The 22,239-nt window shown below is 45.8% G+C and carries 23 protein-coding genes; 3 read left to right on the top strand and 20 right to left on the bottom strand.

What is annotated here, in order from left to right; genetic code table 11:
- Positions 1-246: 246 nt before the first annotated feature.
- Entirely contained in the window at positions 247-1,317 is a 1,071-nt protein-coding gene (locus tag RH46_RS17085; RefSeq protein WP_006880769.1) for a hypothetical protein, read from the bottom strand.
- A 99-nt stretch (positions 1,318-1,416) separates the two neighbouring features.
- Here RH46_RS17085 and RH46_RS17080 point away from each other — a divergent pair, with 99 nt between their 5' ends.
- The gene (locus RH46_RS17080; protein ID WP_006880768.1) at positions 1,417-2,445 is read left to right on the top strand and encodes an IS110 family RNA-guided transposase; all 1,029 of its coding nucleotides are present in this window, start codon (positions 1,417-1,419) and stop codon (positions 2,443-2,445) included.
- Positions 2,446-2,784: 339 nt separating this feature from the next.
- On the opposite strand, the gene RH46_RS17075 is transcribed toward RH46_RS17080, so the two are convergent.
- A complete protein-coding gene (locus RH46_RS17075) occupies positions 2,785-3,558 on the bottom strand; it encodes a hypothetical protein (RefSeq protein WP_006880767.1) in 774 nt (257 codons plus the stop codon).
- Between the two features lie 97 nt (positions 3,559-3,655).
- Between RH46_RS17075 and RH46_RS17070 the strand changes: the two genes are divergently transcribed.
- On the top strand, positions 3,656-4,681 hold the full coding sequence (locus RH46_RS17070) for an IS110 family RNA-guided transposase (protein ID WP_006880766.1): 1,026 nt from the start codon (positions 3,656-3,658) through the stop codon (positions 4,679-4,681).
- 385 nt (positions 4,682-5,066) lie between these two features.
- Here the strand turns inward: RH46_RS17070 and RH46_RS17065 are convergent, their stop codons facing one another.
- Positions 5,067-5,609, bottom strand: a complete 543-nt coding sequence (locus RH46_RS17065; protein ID WP_006880765.1) for a hypothetical protein — start codon at positions 5,607-5,609, stop codon at positions 5,067-5,069.
- A 579-nt stretch (positions 5,610-6,188) separates the two neighbouring features.
- The gene (locus tag RH46_RS17055) at positions 6,189-7,007 is read right to left on the bottom strand and encodes a hypothetical protein (protein WP_006880762.1); all 819 of its coding nucleotides are present in this window, start codon (positions 7,005-7,007) and stop codon (positions 6,189-6,191) included.
- A 512-nt stretch (positions 7,008-7,519) separates the two neighbouring features.
- Between RH46_RS17055 and RH46_RS17050 the strand changes: the two genes are divergently transcribed.
- A complete protein-coding gene (locus RH46_RS17050; protein WP_006880761.1) occupies positions 7,520-8,845 on the top strand; it encodes a DUF3644 domain-containing protein in 1,326 nt (441 codons plus the stop codon).
- Between the two features lie 332 nt (positions 8,846-9,177).
- Here the strand turns inward: RH46_RS17050 and RH46_RS17045 are convergent, their stop codons facing one another.
- The 16 genes from RH46_RS17045 to phnF form a co-directional block, all read right to left on the bottom strand.
- Positions 9,178-9,618, bottom strand: a complete 441-nt coding sequence (locus RH46_RS17045) for a GNAT family N-acetyltransferase (protein ID WP_006880760.1) — start codon at positions 9,616-9,618, stop codon at positions 9,178-9,180.
- Between the two features lie 2 nt (positions 9,619-9,620).
- Complete coding sequence (gene phnE / locus RH46_RS17040; protein WP_006880759.1) at positions 9,621-10,490, bottom strand: phosphonate ABC transporter, permease protein PhnE; 870 nt, start codon at positions 10,488-10,490, stop codon at positions 9,621-9,623.
- A complete protein-coding gene (gene phnE, locus RH46_RS17035) occupies positions 10,490-11,362 on the bottom strand; it encodes a phosphonate ABC transporter, permease protein PhnE (protein WP_006880758.1) in 873 nt (290 codons plus the stop codon). The genes phnE (RH46_RS17040) and phnE (RH46_RS17035) overlap by 1 nt, the downstream gene beginning before the upstream one ends.
- A 101-nt stretch (positions 11,363-11,463) precedes the next feature.
- Positions 11,464-12,384 (bottom strand): phosphonate ABC transporter substrate-binding protein, encoded by a 921-nt coding sequence (phnD, locus tag RH46_RS17030; RefSeq protein WP_006880757.1) that lies wholly within the window; start codon positions 12,382-12,384, stop codon positions 11,464-11,466.
- 82 nt (positions 12,385-12,466) lie between these two features.
- Positions 12,467-13,306 carry a phosphonate ABC transporter ATP-binding protein gene (phnC, locus tag RH46_RS17025; protein ID WP_006880756.1) on the bottom strand — a complete coding sequence of 280 codons (840 nt, stop codon included), beginning with the start codon at positions 13,304-13,306 and terminating at the stop codon, positions 12,467-12,469.
- Positions 13,307-13,646: 340 nt separating this feature from the next.
- On the bottom strand, positions 13,647-14,300 hold the full coding sequence (locus RH46_RS17020) for a DapH/DapD/GlmU-related protein (protein WP_006880755.1): 654 nt from the start codon (positions 14,298-14,300) through the stop codon (positions 13,647-13,649).
- Positions 14,297-15,064: a phosphonate metabolism protein PhnP gene (phnP, locus tag RH46_RS17015; RefSeq protein ID WP_006880754.1), complete on the bottom strand. Its 768-nt coding sequence runs from the start codon at positions 15,062-15,064 to the stop codon at positions 14,297-14,299. Before phnP ends, RH46_RS17020 begins: the two co-directional genes overlap by 4 nt.
- Positions 15,061-15,732 (bottom strand): phosphonate metabolism protein/1,5-bisphosphokinase (PRPP-forming) PhnN, encoded by a 672-nt coding sequence (phnN, locus tag RH46_RS17010; RefSeq protein ID WP_006880753.1) that lies wholly within the window; start codon positions 15,730-15,732, stop codon positions 15,061-15,063. Before phnN ends, phnP begins: the two co-directional genes overlap by 4 nt.
- A gap of 2 nt (positions 15,733-15,734) precedes the next feature.
- Positions 15,735-16,868, bottom strand: coding sequence for an alpha-D-ribose 1-methylphosphonate 5-triphosphate diphosphatase (gene phnM, locus RH46_RS17005; RefSeq protein WP_006880752.1), 1,134 nt, complete (start codon positions 16,866-16,868; stop codon positions 15,735-15,737).
- Positions 16,869-16,881: 13 nt separating this feature from the next.
- Complete coding sequence (gene phnL, locus RH46_RS17000) at positions 16,882-17,595, bottom strand: phosphonate C-P lyase system protein PhnL (RefSeq protein ID WP_006880751.1); 714 nt, start codon at positions 17,593-17,595, stop codon at positions 16,882-16,884.
- 10 nt (positions 17,596-17,605) lie between these two features.
- Complete coding sequence (gene phnK / locus RH46_RS16995) at positions 17,606-18,421, bottom strand: phosphonate C-P lyase system protein PhnK (protein ID WP_006880750.1); 816 nt, start codon at positions 18,419-18,421, stop codon at positions 17,606-17,608.
- Positions 18,418-19,302, bottom strand: a complete 885-nt coding sequence (locus RH46_RS16990; protein WP_006880749.1) for an alpha-D-ribose 1-methylphosphonate 5-phosphate C-P-lyase PhnJ — start codon at positions 19,300-19,302, stop codon at positions 18,418-18,420. Before RH46_RS16990 ends, phnK begins: the two co-directional genes overlap by 4 nt.
- On the bottom strand, positions 19,299-20,381 hold the full coding sequence (locus tag RH46_RS16985) for a carbon-phosphorus lyase complex subunit (protein ID WP_006880748.1): 1,083 nt from the start codon (positions 20,379-20,381) through the stop codon (positions 19,299-19,301). Before RH46_RS16985 ends, RH46_RS16990 begins: the two co-directional genes overlap by 4 nt.
- A complete protein-coding gene (gene phnH / locus RH46_RS16980; RefSeq protein ID WP_040896106.1) occupies positions 20,366-21,004 on the bottom strand; it encodes a phosphonate C-P lyase system protein PhnH in 639 nt (212 codons plus the stop codon). The genes RH46_RS16985 and phnH overlap by 16 nt, the downstream gene beginning before the upstream one ends.
- An 82-nt stretch (positions 21,005-21,086) precedes the next feature.
- Positions 21,087-21,533 (bottom strand): phosphonate C-P lyase system protein PhnG, encoded by a 447-nt coding sequence (gene phnG / locus RH46_RS16975; RefSeq protein ID WP_006880746.1) that lies wholly within the window; start codon positions 21,531-21,533, stop codon positions 21,087-21,089.
- On the bottom strand, positions 21,534-22,229 hold the full coding sequence (gene phnF, locus RH46_RS16970; RefSeq protein WP_006880745.1) for a phosphonate metabolism transcriptional regulator PhnF: 696 nt from the start codon (positions 22,227-22,229) through the stop codon (positions 21,534-21,536).
- Between the last annotated feature and the right edge of the window lie 10 nt (positions 22,230-22,239).

Genomic DNA, 22,239 nt, shown 5'->3' with positions numbered 1-22,239 from the left:
AGAACTGCTAGAAGGACTAGATGCTCATACTGCACATACAGAGGAGCTGGTTGAGGACGAAGTGGATTTGGGTAGAGTTGAAGAACAAGGCAGCCACGAGTAAAGCACTCATTCGTAGCTGCCAATCTTTAAATGTACCTGAGGGACTAACTTATTTTTGGACAAAAGCACGTTAGTGTATAGATTCTAACGTGCCAAAATTGGATTAGAAAAAGTATCTTGAAGCCTTAAATGCTTGTTATATTTTTATTGCTTGACTGACTTTATCAATTTTCCGAGTTGTTCTACACCATCGAAAGTCGAAGGTATGTTTTCAGTGCTGGCTGTTATCCCTGAGAATATAATGTTCTCAAATTTCTCCAATGAGAACTTGTCCTGTTTTTTCATATCACTAGCATATTCCGAATAGTTATGAATAAACCGACAAAGTGTCATTCTTAGATCTATTTGTAGTAACTGAGATTGTAATGATTTGTAGTTACTCAGAAGTACACGGAAATAGTAAACTAGGATAGCAATCAATGAGACAGTGGGTAATGCCACTAACATCATGATTCTTGAAAGCTCGGCACCCTTATCGATATTTGCTAATACATATACGATTTCTAAAGCTAGAGGTAAAACGATTAGTATCGACACTAACCTTAACCAAAAAAGTACATCTCTTACTTCTTGCTTCTTTTGCTCTGCGAGCTGATTAAAGCCTTCGCTCAGTCCAACAAAATTAAATGCATCTTTATAACTATCTAGGGACTCTTTTAGCTTGCTAGCTTTTTCTTCTCTCTCACGAAGTTCAACGTCCCATCGATTTTTGGTCTCTTCAAACTCAGAAGTTGCTACGTGAAGTTTTCTAACACTTTCAATCGCTGGGCTATTAGCAATTTCCTTTAAAATGGCTATCGGCATTTCTCTAATAGCGAAATATATATCCGAACGACCCTCTTCACTAAAATCGACAGCATTCTCTGAACAAAACCGTCTAACTCTTTCCAAATCTCGATGCATATCATTTGGAGTCGATAGATGAAATTCAAGTAGAAACCTAAAGAGTAACCCCATAACACTGTCTAAATCATCTTTGTCTAGATTTGAGGTTCTCTCTGACAGAAAATGCAGAAGATGCTCGCCAACCCAGCCAATGTTAATTTGGCAACGCTCATCCCAAAGTTTTGGGTTATCTTTGATGGCTTTGCAAACAACAAGTAGGTATTGATTACGAGTTGTTTCAAAGTCGGTTTCATACGTCAGCCCATCAATACGATTAGTGAACTTCGCTATAACTCGTTGAGTTGTCTCTCTTTCAAAAAACTGGTTCATATAACTCCATTAAAAATATAACGAATGATATGGACTCCCTCTCCCTGAAACTCCGCGTGCCATACTGACTCAGTACACGCTGAAGAACTGGAGGTTATCATGTCCAACATTCAAACTATTGGCGTTGACCTCGCCAAGAATGTGTTCAGTATTCACGGCGTTGATGCATATGGCAAGTGCGTCCTACGCAAAACTGTCAAAAGAAACAAACTGTTAGACACTTTCGCCAATCTACCACCCTGCATCATCGGTATGGAGGCCTGCTCTGGTGCACATCACTGGGCAAGGGAGTTAATTAAACTCGGTCATCATCCTAAAATCATGGCGTCCAAATTCGTTATTCCATATCGACAAAATGAAAAGAACGATGCCAACGACGCAGAAGCTATCTGCGAAGCAGTATCTAGACCTAAAACACGGTTTGTCTCTATAAAAAGTGAAGAGCAACAAGCAGTGCTTTGCTTGCATCGAATCCGTCAGGGGCTAATTAAAACAAGAACTGCTACCGTCAACCAACTCAGAGGGTTACTCTCTGAGTTTGGCCTTGTGATGCCGCAAGGTCGCTACTCGGCTCAACAAACTATTGGTAGTATCCTCGAAGATGCGGAAAATGGTTTGCCGCTGTTGGCTCGTGAACTACTTCAAGATCTATCGAATAAGATTCAAAGCCTTAACCTCGAAATCCTGCACTATGATCGACGCGTCTCGGCTTTAGTTCGTGAAATGGCTTCAGCAAAGGCCCTCATAGATATTCCTGGTGTCGGTGAACACAGTGCAAGTACCATTGTCGCAACCGTCAATGACGCCAAGCAATTTGGCTCTAGCCGCCAATTCGCCGCGTGGATAGGGTTAGTTCCAAGGCAATACTCAACAGGTGGTCATGTTCATCTTGGTCGCATCAGCAAAAGAGGCGAAAAACACATTCGCACGCTGCTTATACACGGTGCAAGAGCTGTCATTGCCCGCTGTAAAGAAAAGACGGATAGAAACAGTTTATGGTTACAACAACTCGTTGAGCGACGAGGTTACAAGCGTGCGGCTGTTGCCCTAGCAGCCAAAAATGCACGAATAATATGGGCATTATTGACGACAGGAAACGAGTATAAAGCTAACTATATAAACGGTTAGCCCTCACCGAGTCAAAGCAATAGCAATTGATGACAATACGGTCAGACCGAGATGCCTTAACCTGTTTAATTGGGAAGTAGAAAATACTGTCTAACGAATGAGGCTGGCATCAAGCGAATATCATCAGGGTGACGGATAGAATCCGACGAAACACCGAATGTAGAGCTGCTGTCAGATCCACTGTTGTCAGCGGTAGCTATTGTTGACAAAAGAGGGAGTCCATGTAGCCCTGTTAAGGGGTGAGCAACGCAATACCAAAGCTGCCGCATGCCACCTTAAACACTAAAACCAACGCATAGCGAAAATGCCACGCGTTGCGAATCCCTCTTGAACAGTTTGTTAGCCCTGTGTCAAAGCGCCAATTTGAGTAGGCATTCTGAAAGGGTGTCTATTACCAAAAGCGCAGTTGCTCAAAAATTCTATTACTTCGCAGGAGTTATTGAATAGTTTTTGCGCATTTTTCTGGGAACACTTTTCCTGCCAACTAGCTTGAAGAGCAGGAACTAAGTCTGGTGAAAAACTTGAATCAGTATCACTGGCTACCGTAAATGAACTTTTTACTAGCTCCGAGCGACCATGAGCCAAAGAGTTTCTTAACTTAAACAACTCATCAATCAATTCGCGATGCGCCTTTTTGATACGTTCATCTTCATATAGTGCTTCTGTTAATGCATCAAATTTGGCTCTAGGAGAGAATCTTATTGCATCATCAATTTCATAAAACGATTTATCAGAACGCAGACGAATATATTTTGCTTTTTTACGACCAGTAACTTTAGCCTCAAGAGCATTTGCAAGCTTTTCTAGTTGAGCTTTATATCCATATGCAATAGCTACACGCTCGTGTATATCTATACCTTTAGGCGTCTGCTCAATTAGCTTGAAAAAGTCCGAAGGAGGATGATCAAGTACTTTTGACGCTCTTGACCGCGCATCAAAAATCAATTTACAACATAAATTTAAATAGCTCTCTACCATAAAAGCTGTTAAAGAAATTGCTGTAATACCTCCGCAAGTCTCGCCATATCCTTCATGCTCAAATGAGCGTCTCGCTGACTCATAGAACCAACAATGCGAATAAATATCTCCTTCAAGATAACCACTAAATGACAAAATCAAATACTCCTCGTAAAGGGCTAACGAATGACATGGATTCCCCCTCCCGAGGATCTGCCACACTCATGTGGTCATTGCTTAAACCGGAGGCACCATGTCTGATTATTCTTATTTTGGCGGTATCGATTTAGCTAAAAATCACTTTAGTATTCATGTCGTTGACGTAAAAGGTAAAGTCGTTCTGCACAAGTCGGTTAGCCGCTCTAAATTGCTCACTACCATATCAAACCTTCCTCATATGTGCATAGGCTTAGAAGCGTGCGGTGGAGCGCATTACTGGGCAAGAACTCTCAACAAACTTGGTCACGACACTCGCATCATGGCAGCCAAATATGTCGCTCCTTATCGGACCAAAGGAAAGAATGACCTCAATGATGCTGTCGCTATCTGCGAAGCCGTTCAACGTCCTTCGACTCGCTTCGTCCCGATAAAGTCTCCTGAACAACAAGCCATACTGTCGATACACCGCATGAGAGAGCACTGGGTTTGTGAGCGCACTGCCATCATGAATCGCATCCGTGCACTACTATCCGAGTTTGGTCTTGTCATCCCTGTCGGGCGTTCATCTCTAATGAAGCAAGTTCCACTCATGCTTGAAGACGCCAACAATGAACTGCCTCAACTAGCAAGAGCGGTGCTGCATGATGCTTATCTGCATCTCAACGCTCTCAATCAGCGTATCGCAGATACTGAGCAGGCATTCGAAGCCTTCGCAAAGGTCAGTGATAATGTACAACGCATCATGAAAGTTCGTGGCATTGGACCTCAAACTGCTACTGCGATTTTGGCGTCAATTGGTAATGGCGCTCAGTTCGACAAGAGTCGAGACTTCTCGGCCTGGCTTGGTCTGGTTCCTAAGCAATACACAACTGGGGGTAAACCAAGGTTAGGTCGAATTACCAAGCATGGTGACAAATACCTCCGCACGCTTTTAGTCCACGGGGCAAGAACCGTCATTGCCAACTTAGGAGATAAGCAAGACAGGCTTAGCCAATGGTGTCGAGGCGTATTAGAGCGAAGGGGTATGAATCGCGCTGTGGTCGCATTGGCAGCTAAGAATGCGCGAATCATCTGGTCACTGTTACACAATCAAACGGAGTATGAGAACTATGCTGCCTAAGTAAAAAACTTAAACAGCATAAGAGTTAACCCACCGGGTCATTGCAGACGCTAATGATGGAGATAGGTTAAGACCACATGCGGAGAGCCTGGTAATTTGGCGGACACTTTTGATGTCATCTAACGAATAAGGCACCGCAGTCGCGCAAAGTCATCAGGGCCACGATGTTGCGAACCATCAATAAGTAGGCCGAATGTAGAGCGGCAGTCCAAAACCCATCACTTGAAGTTTAGCGGATGTTTGACAACCGGGGGAATCCATGTAGCCAAATTAAGGTGTGAACAACGCTAACACCTTACCTAAAGCATTGTGCCATAAACACTAAACTGACTTGAAGTGAGAGTGCCAAGCGTTGTGAATCACTCTTAAATTTATTGTTAGGTGATTATAACGACACATACCCTGTAAATTCGGGCTTCTTATAATCTCCTAGAGCTCTAAACGTTACATCATGGATATCCACCGAAGGAAAACGTATGTGTAGTCGATTGGTTGCAACATCAAAGTACGCCAACTTCAATTCTACAAAATCCCCCCTTGATAACACTCTAACAAATAAGTTGATAGGTAGCCGAGTCACGGGGTATTTCACAATGTGCTTTTTCCCATGGAAACTCTCTGAATAGTTGAATATTCGGCTTTCTCCAGCTTTTACCACAAAAGAGGTGTCCACATTTTTGTCTTTATATATCAGGTCAGTTTTCAACTTATCCTCGTACCCGTAGAAAACGTCATAAATAACTTCATCACGGTTTCCCAGATTCGAAATAGCTATTTTGGCATTCAACTCATTATCAACGACATCTACGTCTAGAATAGAAATGATCAAACTTTGAGAATGCCAAAGATACTGAGCTACGAAAGCACAAATACTCAATACTAAGGCTGCACTCGATAAGGCAATTGACCACCTAGCTGCTTTGTCCATTTTTACCTCTACCTCACCTAACGCCTTGTTAAGGTGTGAGCAACGCAATGCCCAAGCCTCTGCAGACCACCTTAAACACAAAAACCAACGCATGGTAAAAGTGCCACGCGTTGCGAATCACTCTTAAGCAATTTGTTATGTTTGTTCTACATGCGCGCGATCACACCAATACTCTGAGTAACTTTCATTTACCCAACACTCAATTCGTATTGTGCCAAACTCTTTATAAGTACCTAGTTCTTCTGAGATTGTTATACGCTCAGACGATAATAAATCACTAACTGAATCAGCCAAATCTTCAAACCCATAGAGTTCAACATTTTCGTGTTCACTTCGAAGAGTAAGCTTCAGAACTCCTTGTTCTTCGGTCCGAGTCGCTGTGAGATTACAAATAAAGTCAGGTCTCACACACTCGAATAGCTTCTTATAACTACTCATATTCCCTCCGAAAACATAACGCCCTGTTAAGGTGTGAGCAACGCAATACAGAAGCCGCCGCATACCACCTTAAACATTAAACGCAACGCATACCAAAAATGCCACGCGTTGCGAATCACTCTTAAACAGTTTGTTAGAAATTTATTCAATTCGACTTAGCAAGCTAAAACGAATTGAATCTCCTGAAATAGAATCGACAGTAAGAACATACGTTACTTCTTCTAGCACTATCGGTATATTTTTACCCGGTCTAACTTCTTCGCGCTCGAGCAACAAGTTATCGAAGTTCGAAATGTTAACGTACCCCCAAGAACTATAAGCATCAATTACACCAACAGTGATAGTGTTATTCAAGAAAGACTTAGATTGCCCCTCTTCAATAGTTTCAGTAGACAAAACTGGAGACTCAGCTTCATAAATTGCGAGCTTTTCTCTTAGCTTTTCATTATCTGTATTAGCTTTGTTTAAATCTGAATCAAGCCTTGATAAGGTTGATGCAATTTCTTCAGCCTTCCCAAACTTGTCATTTAACACTTTAAAAGCATTAAGGCGACCAGTTAATTCTGCCACTTGCTTTTCTTGTTCTCTCAAGCTCAATTCAACAGTATTTCTCTCTATAAGAGACAGATCTTCATGATGCTTGTTAACTTTTTGAAGAAGCTCAACTTGAGATTTTAGAATTTCAGATTGAGTCGTTTTCTGCTTAATCTGCTCATTGAGGAGTATTATTTGAGCATCTTTTTCATGAACTCTATTCTGTAAGTTAGAAATATCAATATTGAACTGTGCGGCTTGATCCCGTAGGGCATCAGCATTGAAATACAATAATACGCTCGCTACGACTGTTGCGACAGGGAAAACTGTTGTAATAATTACAAACCAATTACTTTCTCGAAACTTCTTAAATGCTTCGCTCATGCGATTGTTTTCTTCCTTAGTATGTTTATTTACTTCTGCCATAAACTCATTGTTACCTCAAATTTCTAACGCTTATTAGACGACAAATTGTCGTTTTCCATCCTTCGAAATGCAGTCATTTTCATATTAACTTAACTAATAATCAATAATTTATCACACATGAAGGGAAATTAGACTGCAAGATGTCGCCTAATGACGGGAGTGAACAGCTATCAAATTAATCGAATAAGTTTTAGTAGGGCAAACGCACGCCCCCTAAAAATGTAGAGTATTAGCTCTGAACGATTTTGGGGCAAAACTGTGCCAGAGCCAGCAGTGCTCAGACATTTTTCGACTAGCGCTTTTGCTAAATTGGCAGGATCGGATGAGGAGAGGTATAGCTCAAGCGGCCTTTTTAGAATGCTCTCCAAACTTAACCACAATAAATTTTGCACAGAACACTGGTCAATTCAAATTGTTTAAGGGTATTCAATTATTTGATGCCACTCTCTGATTATCCCGGTGTTATACAATAAAATGCAGCACAACAAGATGAATAAGTTATTGGAAATCAGATGGCTAAAGTCGAAATGCAGTTATTGCTGTACCAATTCTTGCAGAAGCATCAAACAGAGAGTTCAACTTTCACCAAAGAAGATCTTATCGCGCATGTAGGCTGGAAGCCAAGTACATTCAAATCTTACTACGGGAAGGGGCAGATAACTCAATTCTTAGCAGAGATCGGAGTTAATACATACGAAGCAATCAATGTACTAGATGTAAGTTTTATCGAGTTCAAAAAGCGTTTATCTCAGAGTAAGCACTATCAAGAGCTAGGTCATAAATGTAAATCTAACTTAGCTAAAGCCCTACTCAAAAAGTCCAAAGATAACATGATGCTTGCATTAGAGCTTTACAACAGACCGTCACTTGAAAACAAGTTAGATGGATTTGTAATGATGTACTCAACTGCTTGGGAGCAGCTTCTGAAAGCAATAATCATTGAGCGAGATGGTGAAGAAGCGGTATTCGAGAAAGCGAATAAGCAAGGCGTAAAGAAAACAATATCTTTGAGGCAATGCTTGGATAAATTGTTCAAAGAAAATGACAATGTGAGAAAGAATATCTCTCGTATAGCTGATTGGCGTGATGGTGCTGTTCATCTACTTATGCCAGAGCTTCAAGGGTTGGCTTCTCGCATATTCCAATCTGGTGTGCTGAATTATTCATCTAAGTTTCAGGAGTTTGCAGAGGTACCATTTATGCGCTCTCAGCATGCTGGAATGATATCACTAGTTGGTGATTTTAAGATGCCACCAGAGCCAGTGTTGCGATCATTGTATGGTAAGGCAGCGGAAGATATGCTCGAACTAGCTAAAACGGTGCAAGATGAAATCGAGAAAGAAGATGATATCGAGTTCGCTATACCGATTAACGTATCACTTGTGTATGCTCGTGATGAGAAAGACAGCCAGATAATACTTGCTGCGGCTAACGGTAAAGCTCAGGACTTGGAGCAGTTGAAAAAGGCTCTTGTAGTTGAGAAGCAAGTAGATCCAGAGAAAACTCATACTTTCACTCAAAAGACTGCTATTGATGCTATTAATAAGACCCTTCATGCTAACTACGATATGGCAAAACTAGAAAAGTGCTTAGTAGCTCGAGATAAAAAGGGAAAGCCAACAATAAATAGTCATTGCTTCCAAGCGGCAGTCTCAAAGCTTAACTGGAAAGCAACCTGTAACAAGCACCACCACTATCAAAAGATATCTAACACACATATTTATTCCCAAGATGCGGTTGATGAGATCGTTAGGCAAATTACGATGAAAGATAATTTTATCGAGCAAGCAAAATCTCAAGCTAAGAAGAAAAGAAATAAACAGGCTGCTCTTGCTTAATACTTTCGATATGGCTCTTTTTGATATTGGCTAAGAGGCAGTTATTTATCTCCCTCTAATTTTCAGGTCGACTGCTTGCATTAGAAAAAGTAACCCGACTAAGTGTCACACAATTTGACAATGGCGTTAGTGCTAACAACGAATGGGGCAGAAACAAGTTAGAACAACTCGGATAGAAAGCTAAAATGTTCTGACTTTGAACATTCTACTCCTCCGAAAAACGACAAAAAGTGTTCCAACCTAGAACACTTTTAAGATCAGTCGTTGGAATCTATCCGTTAATTCAACGACCTAAATAAACCGTAGTCAGCTGTTCTCGGCCATACCCTAACCTAGAGCACTCGACACATAAAATGATGGCTTGATATATGGAAGCCTTCCCGTAGGTAAAACTTATGCGCGCCAAAGCGTTGCACCCCAGAGCCTAGGTGTATTTGCTGACACCCCTGTTGCGCGGCATATTCCTTAACCCAATCAAGGAAGAACTTACCTACTCCGGCAGAACGACTCTGGCTATTTGTAACAAAGTCATCGATATAAACATGCTTGCCCCACGAGAGTTTTTCTCCGAAATTAAACCCACACACTGCGGCGCAAACACCCTCATTCGTCAGATAAGCCAGTTGATAGCCATTTGCCTGCTGGCGGGCAACTTGGTTCGCAAGCTCCTGAATTGAAAAGTCTGGCCGAAGCTGTTGTAGCACATCCAGTGCGGCGCGTTGTTCAGAGGTCACTTGCTCACAGTTAATCTGCGACAGAATTGATATTTCCATGGTTAAGCCTTTGGGTTATAGAGCGGAATGTTTTCACCAATAATGTATTTCTGGCGTAGGATGCTAGATACCTTATCTAGAGCCATGATCACCACCACCAGTACTAATGTGATGAACGTGACAACATCCCAATTCCAAAGGCGCATGTTCTCCGCATACACCAGGCCGATACCACCAGCACCAACAAAGCCTAATACCGCCGCAGAACGAGTATTCGACTCCAATTGATAAAGCGTCAGCGCCAGAAAACTGGGGAATGACTGAGTTAAGATTGCAAAACGATGTTTTTGTAAGTTATTGGCTCCTACGGATGCCATGCCTTGTGAGGGCTTTTTGTCAGCGGCTTCATGACTTTCAGCATAAAGTTTGCCAAACAAACCCAGGTCTTGAACAAAAATGGCCATGACACCCGCCAAAGGACCGAGACCAACCGCACGCACAAAGATCATGCCCCAGATAGCCATATCAATACCTCGGCACACATCGAAGATACGGCGCATAAAGGTCGCCGCAATCCGAAATGGGCCTGTCATCACATTGCGAGCCGCCAGAAAGGACATAGGCAGCGCGACAACCGATGCGGTCAAAGTACCACCAAATACAATCGCTAGCGTGATTCCAATTTGCTTAAAGTAGTATGCGAACGGCCAATTCCAGAAGTCTCGCCACACAAACATACTTAGGAAGTACGTTCCTATCTTTTCGCAGCCCATCGCAAACTGTTGCTCAGAGACTCCATAAACAGAAAAAAACACCAGGTAGTAACCGAGGATAAGGGCAACAGTAAGCGCCACTCCACGTAGATAGCGAGTTTGCTGGGAAAAGATCTCAGTGTTTTGTTGTTTGATTTCGGTAAGAGCTTGCTGTTCCATTATGCGCCACCACTAATTACTTTTTTTCGCAATACACCAGATAGTGAATCGATGATGCCAACCACAATGATAATCAGCATCAGGGTAATACTGACCTGGTCATTGCGACCCAGACTAATATTGGTCATTAACTCCTGACCGATACCGCCAGCTCCAACCAGGCCTAAGATGGTGGACGAACGGAAGTTAACCTCAAAACGTAAGAAAACAAACGACAGCACCGTTGGTTTGACCTGAGGCCAAAAAGCAAAACGGACTCTCTGGATAGGGCTTGAACCACACGATGTCAGACCGCGAACTGGCTTGTCAGAGATGGCCTCAATTGACTCATAAAACAGCTTGGTCAGGCTGCCAATACTGTGCAGCGTCAGCGCGACAAAGCCCGGAAATGTACCTACGCCAAAAGCCATCACAAACATCACTGCCCATGCCAGCTCAGGCATAGTGCGCAAAAAGGCCACAAATGAACGAACCCCAACACGAACTGGCGCTGGCGCGTAGCCATTACTGGCACACAAGAACGCAAGAACGATAGCGACTACAGAAGAAACCAATGTCGCAGCCATCGCGACGTTGAGAGTTTCCCACAGGAGTGGCAACTGAATATGCAGGCGATACCCCCAGTAGATCAGTGACCCCGGTACCGCGTGACCTGACTCATCACGGCCAGCAAATAAATGCTGCCAAGAAAGGTCTGGAATGGTGTCGTAGATATAATCAAAAAGCGACGGGGCGTTATTAATAATCTGACGGAGGCTAAACTCAGCAAAGTGTCCAGAAAGCAAATAAAGCAGCATAAACATACCCGACCACATTAGTGCGTCGGTTTTTTGCTTACGGCGAACCTGCTGATAATATTGTTCGAACTGCATAACAAATCCAAAGATACAAAACTAATGAAGAACTTACTCCCCAACCGCATTCATCTTTGCAGTGGGAAGTAAGCCGAGCCGCGAACGGCATAGAGTAAGGATTAACGCTTCGCGAATTTCGTCGCTTTAACCAGGTCGATGATTGATTGGTATTCTGCAACGCTGGTATCAGCCAGGTGGAGCGTGCCACCCGCAGCCTTACTGAAACACTCGTTATGTTCAGCAGACAGCTTCTTGATTGCGGCCGTTAGGTCGGCTTTGAATTTTGGCTCCAGATTGTTACTTACCAGCGTTGGGCCATTCGCAATCAGCGGCGATTTCCAGATGATACGGATTTTGCTCATTAGGTCTTTATCGTGGTCAAGGTAACGACGGATTGCACCAGCACTGTAGCCTTCGTTCTCGTCGCCCAGCATTGAAGACCAAGTGACCGCTGCATCAAACTGACCATTGATTACACCAACGATATCCTGCTCGTGACCGCCTGAAAAACCAACTGACTTAAAGTAGCCGTTGTATGCGTTATCCATATTGCCGCCAAGCTTTTGCTCAAGCTGATTGTTTGGAATGAGGAAACCAGACGTCGAGTTTGGATCTGCAAATGAGAAGTCTGTCCCTTTTAGATCTTCAATTGATTTGAACTCACTGTCAGACTTAACCAAGATCACCGAGTGGTAGCCACGCGAATCATCCGTGTTGTCGACCGTGATACCCACGAGTTCGACCGCTTTTGGGTCGTTTAGGTAGATTTCAGCGTAAGACTTAGGAGACATGTTGATGACGAGGTCAATCTTATTACCTAGCAAACCTTGGATTACCGCGTTGTAATCCGTTGAGTTGCGGATATTGGTCTTAACACCCAACTCTTGTTTGAGAAACTCTGCGACACACTGATTATCACCAATTTGCTGAGCTGCATTTTGGCCACCAAGAATACCGAGGTTGATTTCCTTTGGTGCTGCTTGAGCATTAAAAGTAGCCATTGAAGCTGCGATCATACCTAGGGCAAATACCTTTTTCATTTTCTATCCTTAAATCAAAAGATTTTGAGCATGTGTGCTCGTTGTGTGTAGTAAGTGAAGTAATAAAACGTTTGAGCTACGTTTAGCTCACCTGATCGATTTCGTCGCCGTACAACTGGTTCAAAATCTGTTCATCCAATCCAGATGGGTGGCCATCGTAAATCACGCGACCTTTCGCCAGACCGATAACTCGTGTGCAGTACTGTTGAACCAGTTCAATTGAATGCAGGTTCACCATCACCCCAACCCCATCGGATGCAACTTTTTGTAGCGCTTCCATAATGCGAACCGTGTTTTTAGGATCGAGTGATGCGACTGGCTCATCCGCTAGTAGAATCTTGGGTTTCTGCATCATTGCGCGGCAAATCGCCACACGCTGCTGCTGACCACCAGATAGGTTTTCAGCGCGCTGAAGTGCATAGGGCAACATATTGAGCCATTTAAGTAGTTCGATGGCTTCCGCTCGGTCTGCATCACTAAAGACTTTGAGCAGAGATTTGAACGTTGAGGTAAAACTGAGGCGACCAAGCAACACATTAGAGATAACATCCAGGCGAGGCACTAAGCAGAAGTCCTGAAAAATCATGCCACAGTGAGTACGCCAGTTACGGAGCTCTCTGCGGTTCATACTTAGTACGTCATCCGTAGTTAAGTCAGTATGGACATTGAGAATATGCCCACTGGTTGCTGGTATTGTGCCGTTCAAAGTATGCAACAACGTAGATTTACCCGCTCCAGAACGACCGACTACAGCAACGAATTCGCCGGCTCTCAGCTCGAAACTGATCCCATCAAGTACCAGTTTCTCTTGCTGGTACGCTTTGGTAAGGTTCTGTACCTCGAGCACTTTACGCCCGAGTTCAAGTAACGGTGCTTCAAATGGGTCATTTACGACCTCAAACACCGGCGCAGCCATTGCCATAATGTTTCTCCATAATCTTTAAAATACTGAAGCAATTACAATTCAACTTGTTGAAAGAAATTGTTCAATTTAGTGACACTTAGGTTAATTAATGTGCTAGACAGATATTGAAGCCGAATACGCCTTTTGCCGAAATTACATAAACTTACTGACCAACGGCGGCTTGTTGGTACATGAAATCTGACTGGCTATGACACAAATAATTAGATGCTATCTAACACCGAACGGTAATAAGTTGGTCATGAAAAGCGCTCAACCAATAGAAAACAGAGCGCCGTAGAAGTGAATGGGGCTTGGTCGGGAGCCGAAACCCGTTTGACGCTTATTGTGGCAAGAAGCTCTATTGGTCAAACACGCGGAGGAACTCTTCGGCGCTTTTTTGAAACAGTGGCAATGCGTGTGCAATTTGTGAATCTGGCCACTCCCACCAGGCGAGCGCCTCTAAACGTTGCGCTATTGTTGGATCCTCAAAACGAGGACGTAAAAGTCTCGCCGGGTTACCAACCACAATGGTGTAAGGTTCAACATCCTTAGTCACTACGCTACCAGCGCCGACAATAGAACCGTTGCCAATCGTCACTCCCGGCAAGATGATCGCACCATGGCCAATCCAAACATCGTGACCAATAGAAACTTTGTCTTCTGCACGCCATTCAAATACCTCGTCATCAAGTGACTGAGGGCTCTCCCCTAACCCATATTTTCCCGGTCGATAAGTGAAGTGGTGTAAGGTGGCTCTCCACCAAGGATGATTACTTGGATTAACACGAACTGACGAAGCAATTGAGGTAAATTTTCCGACATCGGTGAACATGAGATCACAGTCATTTTGGATATAGCTGTAATCGCCCACTGAAACGTTATTTAGCTTGCAGCGCTCGGCGATTTCAGTCCAACGCCCAAGCGTTGTATTGTGGATACTGGCACAGCGAGCGATTTGCGGTTGATGAGAAAGCTGCGCTGATTCGGGTTGGCTTGGTACAGTTGGGGTCATATTTTTATCTCCTGGTTGTCTCTAAGCAGGTGCAGACTTTGATTGAAGAACTCTGGATGGGCGTGTGCCCATTCAAGTAAGGTATGACTAAGGTGGGTTAGCCCCATATTGGCAGGCTGACAGCGCTCTGAAATATCGAGAATCTGGCTGATATCGTTGTGGTTTTTAGACAATCGCAGCTGCTCACACTCAATTGGCGGAAAGCTACAATCGATGATCATCCACTCCACATTGCGTTGAGCTAGCCACGCCTCTGTTTCCGGTGGCAGGCCGTTGGTATCCGTCAGGTAAGCAAAGCACTTACCCTGATACTCAAAGCCATAACCCAAACATAGTTTGGAATGAATCAGCGGCAGCGGTGTAATGGTGATATCTTGCCAGTGAAAGGGTTCAAAGGGCTTCGCTCGAGAAGAGAAATCTAAACAGCCAGGGTGCTTGTATAGATCATCGCAACCACGCGGGTCATCAGGCGAGAACACCGGGATGGTAGGCCCTTTTCCTGTTCGAAGGTCAAACAGGCTGATGACATGATCCATGTGGTAATGCGTTAACAAGATGGTGTCTATGCTACCGGATGGAAACCGTTTGAGCAGATCCGGAGCGTTGGCATCGAGTAACAACTTATGGCCATTGTGCTCTAATAAGGCTGACGCTTTTTCTCTTCTCAATGAAGGATCGTTTTGAGCTTGAGTACAAACCGAGCATTCACACCCATAGACAGGGACCATCTCTGAACCAGCAGTGCCTAATAAAGTCAGTTTCAAGCCGTATACTCCTTGCCAACAATACCGTCAGATTGAGTCACGCAATGGTCAGCTCCCAGAACTGCGGTTCGATGTATCTGCCAAAACTGCTCTGCGGCCTGTTCCAGGCTATGGCTATTATCGAGCTCAAAAACGCCTTCTACATCACCTAAACAAAACTGTTCGCTTCGCAACAAACGGCGTTCAATCTCTTCATCCGTTTCACGTCCTCGCTGTACCAGACGCTGCCTCAGAACGTTTGGCGCAACCGTGACAACAACCGTGACCAACGCCTGACCAAAAACCGCTTTTGCTTGTTCCAACTGAGCACGAGAGCCATTGAGTATTACGTTGTGGCCCTGCTCTAACCAAGAAAGCACCTCACTGCCAACGCCATAGTGATTGCCATGGGCAACCCAGTGCATTGCGAATAATTGACTGTCTCTTCGTGAAGCAAATTCGGCCTCACTGAGCGCGACATGATTCTCTCCACCAGCCTTAGCACAACGGGTAATGTAGCGATGAGCGGCCATAAACTGATCAACATACTGATGGCGCACTGTCTCTATCAGGCTATCTTTACCAACACCTGAAGGGCCAACGATATAGAAAAGCTTACCGGTAAGAGTCTGGCTGCTTCGAATAAAAGAAGCATCCGAAGATGCTCCTTTGATGAGTGTTTTTTCCACGATTAGAAAACCTTCTTGCCTTGACGCCAAACACGCTTCACCAATGGGTGACCATCAACTTTATGCGCTAACACCATATCGGCACGCTTGCCTTCAGCGATCATTCCCCGGTCATCTAAATTGAGGGCTTGTGCCGGGTTCTTGGTCACCAGTTGTACCGCTTGTGGCAACGTTAGACTATTACGCTCATCCTCAGCCAGCATGTAAACACCTTCCAGAAGACTCATTGGGTAGTAATCTGACGAAAGAATATCCAACACCCCTAGTGACGCTAATTCATACACCGCCACATTACCGGAGTGTGAGCCACCACGTACCACGTTTGGCGCCCCCATCAACACCTTCAGACCTAACTCATGGGAGCGCTTCGCCGCTTCAATCGTGGTCGGGAATTCGGCAATCACCATGCCGAGTTGTTTAGATTCGGTCACATGCTCTTCAGTAGCATCGTCATGGCTAGCGGTTGGAATGCCCAGCTCACGGCACTGGCGGCAGATCTCGTTGCGGTTTTGGGTCGACCAACGCTCTGACAATGACATTTGGCGGGCTTCATACGCTTCCATTTCATGGTCTGCTAAGTTGTACTTGGCCTGATAGTAGGTTCGGTACGCCTCAAGGTTGACGAATTGACGTTGTCCGGGAGCGTGATCCATCAGGGAGACGAGCTGCACCTCTGGCAGATCCACAAACTTCTCAAATGCCGGCACTGTGCTTTCATGTGGCACTTCGCAGCGCAGATGCAGACGATGCTCGGCACGGGTTAAATTACGCTTTTGGCTTTCAACCACTGTATTGATGAATTGTTCAAGATTCGCCTGGCGTTTCTCATCTCGATAATCCCCCAGACAAACGGCATCAAGTACCGTGGTAATGCCGGAGCCGATCAGTTGAGTGTCATGGGCACTCATGGCTGAAAATGGAGGCCAGTCAACTTTAGGGCGCGGGGTGAAATACTGCTCAAGGTTGTCAGTATGGAGTTCAATAAACCCTGGCATTAAGTGGCCATTTTCTCCATCAAACGCTTGAGGAAGCTGGCTTTGGGTATCAGACATACTGGCAATGATGCCATCTTTGATTTCAACTGAGCCTTTGACGACTTCGTTTTCCAGAACCAGATTGACATTGGTAATGATCATGCTGCTATCTCCCTTATGCGCAGGCTGCCATGGATTGAGTTTTCTTCACGTCATACAGACGATCGGCGACTTGGTCTCTTGTCTCTTGGTCGTGGAAAATCCCCACGATAGCGGCACCACGTTGTTTGGCTTCGTTAATCAAGCTCACGACAACCGCACTGTTGGTGGCATCCAGAGAAGCAGTTGGCTCATCGAGTAACAAGATTGGGTAATGCACGATAAAGCCACGAGCAATGTTGACTCGCTGCTGCTCACCACCAGAGAACGTTGCTGGGGCAAGGTGCCACAAATGCTCTGGCACATTGAGACGAGTCAGTAACCGCTTTGCTTTCTGCTCTGCCTCTTTTGGACAGCCACCCATCTCTAACATCGGCTGCATCACCACTTCCAATGCGCTAATGCGTGGAATAACACGGAGGAACTGGCTTACCCAGCCAATGGTGTGTTTGCGTACATTAATGATTTCGCGTGGCTGAGCGGTGGCGATATTGACCCAACGGCCCTGGTGCGAAACCTCGATATCACCACTATCGACAAGGTAGTTAGCGTACAGAGCACGCAGTAGCGTTGATTTACCTGAGCCTGAGCAGCCATTGAGTACGACACACTCATGACTCGCGACGGAAAACTCAGCGCCGTTTAGCACTTCAAGTGCCACACTATTTTGGTTATGCAGAACGAATGTCTTGCTTACGTTCGACACCTTGATTTTGGTCTGATTTGTCATCTGCTTATTCCTAGTTCTGCAATACCGAAGAGACCAGTAACTGTGTGTATGGGTGTTGTGGATCATCGAGCACTTGGTCGGTCAAACCCATCTCAACCACTTCACTGCGGCGCATCACCATCAGGCGGTGTGCCAGTAGACGCGCAACGGCTAAATCGTGGGTCACGATCACCACCGCCAGATTGAGTTCAGTCACGAGGCGGCGTAGCAAATCAAGCAACTTGGCCTGAACGGATACATCCAGTCCGCCCGTTGGCTCATCCATGAAGATAAGCTTTGGCGAAGTCACCAGGTTACGGGCAATTTGCAAACGCTGCTGCATGCCACCAGAGAAAGTCGTTGGCATGTCATCGATGCGATCGGTTGGAATCTCAACATCACTGAGCCATTTAGAAGCCTCCGCTCGGATCTCACCGTAGTTACGCTCACCGACCGCCATCAGGCGTTCGCCGATGTTACCGCCAGCGGAGACTCGAGCACGTAGGCCATCCATTGGGTGTTGGTGCACTACGCCCCATTCCGTGCGTAGCAGCTGGCGACGTTCGCTTTCTTCCATCTTATAAAGGTCAGCTAATTGACTGAGCTGCTGGTCACCGCTACCACGTACATAAAGCACCTCACCACTGTCTGGATTTTTTCGACCCGATAAGGATTTAAGTAAAGTACTTTTGCCTGAACCAGACTCACCTACGATGCCAAGTACTTCCCCAGGGAATAAGTCAAAGCTTACGTTGGTGAAGCCTTTGCCCGGAGCGTAGAGCATGGTGAGTTCACGAACCGACAGCAGTGGTGTTTCCATGTCGATGTTCATTGATAGGTTGTTCATGAAAAATTCTCCTGTACAACTTCATTTTTTGCGGCCTGCTGTTGGCAGAAATCGGTATCGGAGCAGACAAACATATGGTTGCCGTCATCATCCATAACAACTTCATCAAGGAAGGTATGGGTAGAGCCACAGATCGCACAGCAATCGTCCCAGCGCTGAACCTCAAATGGGTGGTCATCAAAATCTAAACTACGAACCTTGGTGTAAGGTGGGATGGCATAGATACGTTTTTCACGCCCCGCACCAAACAGTTGCAGCGCTTCCATCTCATCCATCTTTGGGTTATCGAATTTTGGGATTGGCGATGGGTCCATAATGTAGCGATCATCCACGCACACCGGGTACGCATATGAGGTTGCGATATGGCCAAATCGAGCGATATCTTCATACAGTTTGACGTGCATGATCCCGTACTCTTCCAACGCGTGCATCTTACGTGTCTCGGTTTCACGTGGCTCGATAAAGCGAAGTGGCTCAGGGATTGGCACTTGATAGACCAAGATCTGCCCATTCTCTAGTGGTGTCTCGGGGATACGGTGACGAGTTTGAATAATGCTCGCCTCTAAGGTCTTTTCTGTCGTGCGGGCATCGGCAACTGATTTGAAGAACTCGCGGATCGAGACCGCGTTGGTGGTGTCGTCTGCGCCTTGGTCTATCACCTTTAACGTGTCGCTAGTACCGATTATTGCCGCAGTGATCTGTACACCACCTGTCCCCCAACCATACGGCATAGGCATCTCACGACCACCAAATGGCACCTGATAACCCGGAATCGCGACAGCTTTTAGTAATGCACGGCGAATCATGCGCTTAGTTTGTTCATCAAGGTAACCATAGTTGTAGCCCGTCATGCCTTGTTCGGCAGTTGAAACCATGCTCATGACTCGTTCTCCTTGCTAGTGTCGTGCTCCTGATGCATCTTACGCAGCAGTTCCAATTCAGACTGGAAGTCTACGTAGTGTGGAAGTTTAAGGTGAGAAACAAAGCCGGCAGCCTCGACGTTATCTGAGTGTGAGAGCACAAACTCTTCATCTTGAGCTGGGCCATCAACCATCTCGCCATACTCGGGAGCCTGCAGAGCGCGGTCTACTAATGCCATCGACATTGCTTTGCGCTCAGTTGAGCCAAAGGTGAGGCCATAGCCACGAGTGAACTTCGGCTTCTCGGTTTTACTGCCTTCGAACTCGTTCACCATCTGACATTCCGTCAACTCGATCTCGCCGATATCAATCGCAAAGCCCAACTCTTCAGGCACAAGTGATACAGCACATTGACCAATGCGAATCTCACCAGCAAAGGGGTGATTACGACCGTAGCCACGTTGAGTTGAGTAGCCCAAGGCCAATAAGAAGCCTTCATCACCACGCACCAGATTTTGTAAGCGCGCACTGCGGTCACAGGGATAAGTCACCGGATTCATCGTAATATCTTGTGGCGCTTTGTCGCCGTCTGCTTCGATTGTCATTAGCTCTAGCTTCTCAAGCATTTCCATTACCTGCGGGCATGCTTGCATTGGTTCTGATTCAGATGAATCAACTTGCGGCGTTTCACCTTCCGCTAGCAGAGCAAAGTCCAACAATCGGTGTGTGTAATCATAAGTTGGACCTAACACTTGGCCGCCCGGCAGATCTTTATAGATGGCAGAGATTCGGCGCTCGATACGCATCTTGCTGGTCTCGACAGGCTGCGTCACCGACAAGCGAGGCAGAGTGGTTCGATAAGCGCGTAACAAGAAAATAGCCTCGACCAAATCACCATTGGCTTGCTTTATCGCAAGTCCTGCAAGCTCAGGATCGTAGATACCACCTTCCGTCATCACTCGGTCAACTGAGCCAGCGAGCTGCTGGCAAATTTGCTCAACGCTTAGCTCAGTGACGGTGCTATCACCGCGACGTTTCTTTGCTTGTAACTGGTGGGCGTTATTGATGGCCTTTTCACCGCCTTTCACTGCGACGTACATGCGGTCACCTCTATCTTGGTTGTGCGTGGGATAGCCAATAACGTTTCGCCGCTGACAAGCAGTAAATCAATACCGCGCGGGAAGGTGTAGCGCTCTTGGCGCTGCTCTAGAAACGTCATCAGAGACGTTGGCATGGAGCCACTGTCGATCTCGACATGCGTTTTAATTCCCGGGCCTGTCAGGCGCAGTACTTGGCTTGCCGTTGACTCAGATGCAATAGAAAGAGCATTCAGTTCGACAATCACAGTGGTTGACGAGTCCGGGTATTCTTCATTACCCGGGGAGAAGGTGGCATCCCCCCATGAAAACTCGGCTAGGTCTTGCTCTGCGATTACCGCGAAGCTGGCTTTTTGTTGCGAAGGCTCAATCGAGACTCCGCAATGAAAACGTAAGTTATCGATTAGATTTTTTTGCGAAGCATAGCTGCTTGATAGCCATAGCTGGGTCGTGTTGTCGGCTAATGTCAGCAAGGTTTGTGTTGCTGCACTGTGCATTGGACTAAAACCTAAACAGCAGTCGAGAGTCGTCAACTTCCCCGGTTCTGACAGTGCGGTGAGCAGCCGTCTAAAACAGTATTGACTATCATGTACCGCATCAGGAAACGCGGTGGTAATTGTATTCATCTTGATATTCCATAGAGCTAGCGCTGTGCCAGCATTTGTCCTTCGAAATCTACTCAGTTTGAACTGCACCTGACGGTGTCATTCAGTCTTCGCCACGAACAAGGGTGAAGAAGTCCACTTTACTGGTCGCCACCTCTTTGGCTCTTTGTTGGTCACGTTCAAACTTCAATGCCGCTAAAGGCTCAATGATTTGCTGCATTAGGGCTTCTTGATGAACGCCACTTTGCAACACGCCATCGATGACAGCGGCCAGTTCTGCGTGTGGCTTGTTACGACCACACAGGTAGCTGTAGCCCATCTCACCTGTGTCTAGTTTGATGGCAGCACGAGTAATAGTGACGTCCCCCATGTTGAAGGGGTTGCCTGTACTGCCCATTCGGGCACGAACCTGTGCTAAGCCAATTTCTGGCTGACGAATAACTTGATAACTCGGCTCTAGCTCAGTCGCTTTCCAGTGCTCGACGATCTGCGCGTATTCGCTCTGGGCCAAAGTAGAGATCCAATAAGATCTTTGGGTCACGTCTGTCATTTAATGCTCCATGACGATTTCAGTGGTGTCTGAACGACTATGGGAGTAGGAAAATTCCGCCACCCTGTCCGTTCCTTTGATAATGTTGTGGGTTTTAATCGTGAGGATCGGGGTGTGCTTATCGATATCGAGCAGCGAACACTCCTCATTGGTTGGCTCTTTCGCCCCAACACGGGTTCGTTTACGTTCCAGTTCAATGCCGAGTCCGCGCTTCATAAACTCATGTAAAGAGCCATGGCTATAGTTCTTGATGATGCTCCACCAGCCAGGATCCACGAGGTAATGGTCGATAACCGTCCGCGGTGAAATTTCGGTCTTCCGCAAGGTACGCAGATGAATGATTTTGGCGCCTTGAGCGATATTCAGCTCCACGGCGATCTGGGATGGCGCTACGATGATTCGGCTCTGGATCACCTCACATCGCGGTCTTGCGCCTTGTTCAATCAGATTCTTGGTGAACTTTGCGTCTGCATTCACAAGATACTCGTCTGGCTGATTCATCACTCGATTACCCTTGCCTTGATGACGCTGGATAAGCCCAGTGTTCACTAACTCGTCAATCGCACGTCTTAGGGTGTGACGATTAACTGCAAAGCGTTCAGCAAGTGAGCTTTCTGATGGCAGAAATTCCCCCACTGAATATTGCTCTCGAACCTCTCGATCCAGTTTTGTTGCTATGTCTAAATAAACGGGCATAACCCCTCCA

It is taken from the genome of Vibrio brasiliensis LMG 20546 (assembly GCF_000189255.1).
In the GTDB taxonomy this organism is placed as follows: domain Bacteria; phylum Pseudomonadota; class Gammaproteobacteria; order Enterobacterales; family Vibrionaceae; genus Vibrio; species Vibrio brasiliensis.
This window is presented reverse-complemented; position numbering and strand designations above follow the sequence as displayed.

Bases quoted from the DNA above. Each gene is read 5' to 3' on its own strand.
- RH46_RS17085 (WP_006880769.1), bottom strand. From the start codon at position 1,317: ATGAACCAGTTTTTTGAAAGAGAGACAACTCAACGAGTTATAGCGAAG.
- RH46_RS17080 (WP_006880768.1), top strand. From the start codon at position 1,417: ATGTCCAACATTCAAACTATTGGCGTTGACCTCGCCAAGAATGTGTTC.
- RH46_RS17070 (WP_006880766.1), top strand. From the start codon at position 3,656: ATGTCTGATTATTCTTATTTTGGCGGTATCGATTTAGCTAAAAATCAC.
- RH46_RS17065 (WP_006880765.1), bottom strand. From the start codon at position 5,609: ATGGACAAAGCAGCTAGGTGGTCAATTGCCTTATCGAGTGCAGCCTTA.
- RH46_RS17055 (WP_006880762.1), bottom strand. From the start codon at position 7,007: ATGGCAGAAGTAAATAAACATACTAAGGAAGAAAACAATCGCATGAGC.
- RH46_RS17050 (WP_006880761.1), top strand. From the start codon at position 7,520: ATGGCTAAAGTCGAAATGCAGTTATTGCTGTACCAATTCTTGCAGAAG.
- RH46_RS17045 (WP_006880760.1), bottom strand. From the start codon at position 9,618: ATGGAAATATCAATTCTGTCGCAGATTAACTGTGAGCAAGTGACCTCT.
- phnE (WP_006880759.1), bottom strand. From the start codon at position 10,490: ATGGAACAGCAAGCTCTTACCGAAATCAAACAACAAAACACTGAGATC.
- phnE (WP_006880758.1), bottom strand. From the start codon at position 11,362: ATGCAGTTCGAACAATATTATCAGCAGGTTCGCCGTAAGCAAAAAACC.
- phnD (WP_006880757.1), bottom strand. From the start codon at position 12,384: ATGAAAAAGGTATTTGCCCTAGGTATGATCGCAGCTTCAATGGCTACT.
- phnC (WP_006880756.1), bottom strand. From the start codon at position 13,306: ATGGCAATGGCTGCGCCGGTGTTTGAGGTCGTAAATGACCCATTTGAA.
- RH46_RS17020 (WP_006880755.1), bottom strand. From the start codon at position 14,300: ATGACCCCAACTGTACCAAGCCAACCCGAATCAGCGCAGCTTTCTCAT.
- phnM (WP_006880752.1), bottom strand. From the start codon at position 16,868: ATGATCATTACCAATGTCAATCTGGTTCTGGAAAACGAAGTCGTCAAA.
- phnL (WP_006880751.1), bottom strand. From the start codon at position 17,595: ATGACAAATCAGACCAAAATCAAGGTGTCGAACGTAAGCAAGACATTC.
- phnK (WP_006880750.1), bottom strand. From the start codon at position 18,421: ATGAACAACCTATCAATGAACATCGACATGGAAACACCACTGCTGTCG.
- RH46_RS16990 (WP_006880749.1), bottom strand. From the start codon at position 19,302: ATGAGCATGGTTTCAACTGCCGAACAAGGCATGACGGGCTACAACTAT.
- RH46_RS16985 (WP_006880748.1), bottom strand. From the start codon at position 20,381: ATGTACGTCGCAGTGAAAGGCGGTGAAAAGGCCATCAATAACGCCCAC.
- phnH (WP_040896106.1), bottom strand. From the start codon at position 21,004: ATGAATACAATTACCACCGCGTTTCCTGATGCGGTACATGATAGTCAA.
- phnG (WP_006880746.1), bottom strand. From the start codon at position 21,533: ATGACAGACGTGACCCAAAGATCTTATTGGATCTCTACTTTGGCCCAG.
- phnF (WP_006880745.1), bottom strand. From the start codon at position 22,229: ATGCCCGTTTATTTAGACATAGCAACAAAACTGGATCGAGAGGTTCGA.